The 4,051-nt window shown below is 59.6% G+C and carries 2 protein-coding genes; both read left to right on the top strand.

The window, feature by feature from the left end:
- Positions 1 to 116 precede the first annotated feature (116 nt).
- Positions 117 to 2,486 carry a VirB4-like conjugal transfer ATPase, CD1110 family gene (locus tag EJL02_RS13900; RefSeq protein ID WP_442858028.1) on the top strand — a complete coding sequence of 790 codons (2,370 nt, stop codon included), beginning with the start codon at positions 117 to 119 and terminating at the stop codon, positions 2,484 to 2,486.
- Positions 2,467 to 4,051 (top strand): C40 family peptidase (locus EJL02_RS13895; protein ID WP_125116949.1); only part of this gene is annotated, 1,585 nt, incomplete at its 3' end. The genes EJL02_RS13900 and EJL02_RS13895, both read left to right, overlap by 20 nt.

Raw genomic sequence — 4,051 nt, 5'->3', positions numbered from 1 at the left:
TGAAAAGGTGGTGCGGAACGTCCTGCGGGCTAAGTTCCTGCGGCCTGGGGTGAGGCCCTACCAGACGGAAAATATCTATGCCCCGTTTACCCAGCGGGGCGCTGTGCGAAAGGAGGATGCGATTGCAGAAAGCAAAAAGCCCAAAGCGCGGCCCCGGAAAGGCCGCTAACCGGAAAGCTGTTTTGTCCGCCCAGCAGACCATCCCTTATCTGGTGATGCACCCGGACGGCGTGTGCCAGCTCCCCGGCGGGCTCTACACAAAGACGGTGGAATATGAGGACATCAACTACTCCGTGGCAAGCACCGAGGATCAGACGGCGATTTTCAGCGGGTGGAGCTCGTTCCTCAACTACTTCGACAGCTCCCTGCCGTTCCAGCTCTCCTTTATCAACCGCCGCTCCCGTTCCCGGAGCCGCTACAAGGTAAACATTCCCCCGGCCCAGGATGACTTTGACAGCATCCGGGCGGAGTTCACGGGGATGCTGAAAAACCAGATTGCCAAAAGCAACAACGGCATTGAGCGTTCAAAATATATCACCTTTGGCCTGCCCGCCGAGGGGATCGCGGAGGCCCGCCCCCGTCTGGAACGGGTGGAGGCCGATGTGACAGGCAACCTCAAACGGCTGGGCGTTCCCTCTGCTCCGATGAACGGGCAGGAACGGCTGGCGCTGCTCCACAGCCAGATGCACCCCGGCAGCCGGGAGCCGTTCCGCTTCTCCTGGCAGGACATTCCCCGGACGGGCATGGGGACAAAGGACTTTATTGCCCCGGACAGCTTCGACTTCCGGCAATCCCGGACGTTCCGGGTGGGCCAGTATTGGGGCGCTGCGTCCTACTTGCAGATTTTGGCGTCCGAGCTCTCTGACAAGCTCCTGGCGGAGATCCTGGAGCTGGATGCGGAAATGACCGTTACCATGCACATTCAGACGGTGGATCAGCTCAAAGCCATTAAGACCATCAAGGGCAAGCTCTCCGACATCGGCAAAATGAAAGTAGAGGAACAGCGCAAGGCGATGCGGGCCGGGTACGATCCCGACATTCTGCCCCCTGACCTCATCACATTCAGCAAGGACGCGGCGGAGCTCCTGGCCGATCTCCAGTCCCGCAACGAGCGGATGTTTCTGCTCACGTTCACGGTCATCAATATCGCCCCCACCCGGCAGCGGCTGGAAAACGATGTGTTTACCGTGGGCGGCATCGCGCAGAAATACAACTGCGCCTTGAAGCGGCTGGACTGGCAGCAGGAGCAGGCGTTTGTGTCCTCGCTGGCCCTGGGCTATAACGAGGTGGAAATCCAGCGGGGCATGACAACCAGTTCCACGGCCATCTTCATTCCCTTTATGACCAGGGAGCTGCGGATGGCCGGGCCGTCCCTCTACTACGGCATGAACGCCCTTTCCCATAACGTCATCATGGCTGACCGCAAAAAGCTGAAATCGGCCAACGGCCTGTATCTTGGCTCAACCGGATCGGGAAAATCCTTTGCCGCAAAGCGTGAGATCATCAACGTGTTTCTCACTATCCCAAAGGATCGCATTATCATTGTCGATCCGATGGGCGAATATGCCCCGCTGGTGCGGCGGCTGGGCGGCCAGGTGGTGGAGATCGCCCCCGGATCTCCCAGCCATATCAACCCTATGGACATCCAGCTTGACCTGGACGATGACGAAAGCCCGCTTTCCATGAAAGCGGATTTTTTGTTGTCCCTGTGTGAGCTGGTGGTGGGCGGCAAGGACGGCTTGCAGCCCATCGAAAAAACCGTGATTGACCGCTGTGTGCGGCTCATTTACCGGGATATGGCCCTGGGGATCGGGGACGGCAAGCCGCCCTTGCTCCAGGACTTGTACGAGGAGCTTTTGAAGCAGCCGGAGCCGGAGGCCCGCCGTGTGGCAACCGCCCTGGAGCTCTACTGCACCGGCTCCCTTAACCTGTTCAACCACCAGACCAACGTAAAGCTCACGTCCCATATCGTGTGCATCGTTCTCAAAGGGCTGGGAGAAAACCTCCGCAAGATCGCCATGCACGTTACCAACGACTTTGTAACTTCGGCGGTCAATGTGAATTTTCACAACGGCGTTTCTACCTGGTGCTATTTTGACGAGTTCCATATCCTGCTCCGGGACGCGCTTACCGCCAGCTACTTTGTGGCCGTGTGGAAGATGCTGAGAAAGAAAGGCTGCGTCCCCTCGGCCCTGACGCAGAACGTCAAAGACCTTTTGGCCAGCCGGGAGATTGAGGCCATTCTGGACAACACGGATTTTATGATCCTGCTGTCCCAGGCCCAAAGTGACCGGGCAATTCTGGCAAAGCAGCTCGGCATTTCGGAGCACCAGCTCTCCTACATCACCCACAGCAATTCCGGCGAGGGCCTGCTGTTCTATGGGGATGTGACGATCCCCTTTGTGGATCGGTTCCCCCGTGGGGAGATCTATAACCTGCTGACTACCCGCCCGGAGGATTTGAAGAATGAAGCGAAAACCGAATAAGCCCAAACAGGAGCCCAGGGAGCGCCCCGGCTCCTGGGAGAGCGCCGCCGATCCCGGCGGGGCCGCTGGGGGCGGCTCCCCAGGTGGTGCCGGGGCTGCGGACAGCGGCACTTCTGGACAAAGTGTCCACAAGTCGAAGTTCCGTCAGAAAAGCAAACAGGAGCAGGCCGCTGCGTCCAAGCTCCGCATGGAGGAGCGCGGGGAAAAGCTGGAACGGGCAAAGGATAAGCTGGCAAAACAGAAACCGCCCAAAAAGCCCGGCCCGGTGCGGCGGATAGGCCGGGCCGCTGGCGGGGCCGCCCACGGTTTTGTGCATGGCAAGATTTATGAGAATGAACAGGAAAACGTGGGGATCGAGGGGGCCCACCGCTCCGAGCTGGTGGGCGAGTCCGGCCTGCGGCATGGCAAGCGGTTTGTGCAAAAGAAAATCCGGCAGCACCCGGCAAAGGCTGTCCAGCGGGCCGAGTCCAAATATGTCAAGGCCACGGCGGACTATCATTTTCGCATGGCCGCCCAGGAGCACCCGGAAATGTCCGGCAACCCCGTTTCCCGGATGTGGCGCAAGCACCGCTTGAAAAAGCAGTATCAAAAGCGGGCGCGGGAGGCGGCAAAGACGGGCGCGGCAAGCGCGGCCAAAAAGACCGCCGCCGCCACGGAAAAGGCCGGGGCGAAGATCGCGGGCTTTGTGAAGCGGCATCCCGTGGGGGTGCTGCTGGCCCTGGCCTGTGTGCTCCTGCTCTTTATGATGCAGTCCTGTTCTTCTTCCCTGGTGATGCTGGGAAATTCCGGCGCGGGGGCCGTGGGCGCTACCACCTACCCATCGGAGGACGGGGAGATCCTGGCGGCAGAGGCGGCCTATTCCGGTATGGAAGCAGAACTGCAAAATTACCTGGACACCTATACCGCCACCCACAGCTATGACGAATACCATTTTGACCTGGACGAGATCGAGCACGATCCCTATGTGCTGATCTCTATCCTCTGTGTGCTCCATGAGGGGGAATGGACGGCGGACGAGGTGCAGGGCACCCTGGAAAACCTCTTTGACCGCCAGTATATCCTGACGGAGCGCGTGGTGCGGGAAACCCGGTATGACAGCGACGGCGATCCCTACTCCTGGTACATCTGTTATGTCACGCTGGAAAACAAAAACCTTTCCCATCTGCCCCTGGAAATGATGGGCGAGGAACAGATGGCCCGCTATTCCCTCTATATGTCCACCCTGGGGAACAGGCCCGATCTGTTCCCGGAGTCAGCCTATGTGGGGAAATACATCACAAACCCGCCCGCTGACTATGACGTGCCGGAGGAATATCTGGACGATGAAACCTTTGCGGCCATTTTGGGCGAGGCGGAGAAATACCTGGGCTATCCCTATGTGTGGGGCGGCAGCTCTCCGGCCACGTCCTTTGACTGCTCCGGCTTTGTGTCCTGGGTGATCAATCACTCCGGCTGGAATGTGGGCCGCCTGGGAGCCCAGGGGCTCTATAACATCTGCACCCCCACCAGCGCACCCCGCCCCGGCGATCTGGTGTTCTTTGTCGGCACCTATGACACGGCGGGCG

Source organism: Agathobaculum sp. Marseille-P7918, from assembly GCF_900625105.1.
Lineage (GTDB): Bacteria > Bacillota > Clostridia > Oscillospirales > Butyricicoccaceae > Agathobaculum.
Note: the sequence above shows the minus strand (reverse complement) of the source record. Positions and strands in the feature narration are given on the sequence as shown.

Coding starts and splice junctions, on each gene's coding strand:
- EJL02_RS13900 (WP_442858028.1), top strand. CDS start 117: ATGCGATTGCAGAAAGCAAAAAGCCCAAAGCGCGGCCCCGGAAAGGCC.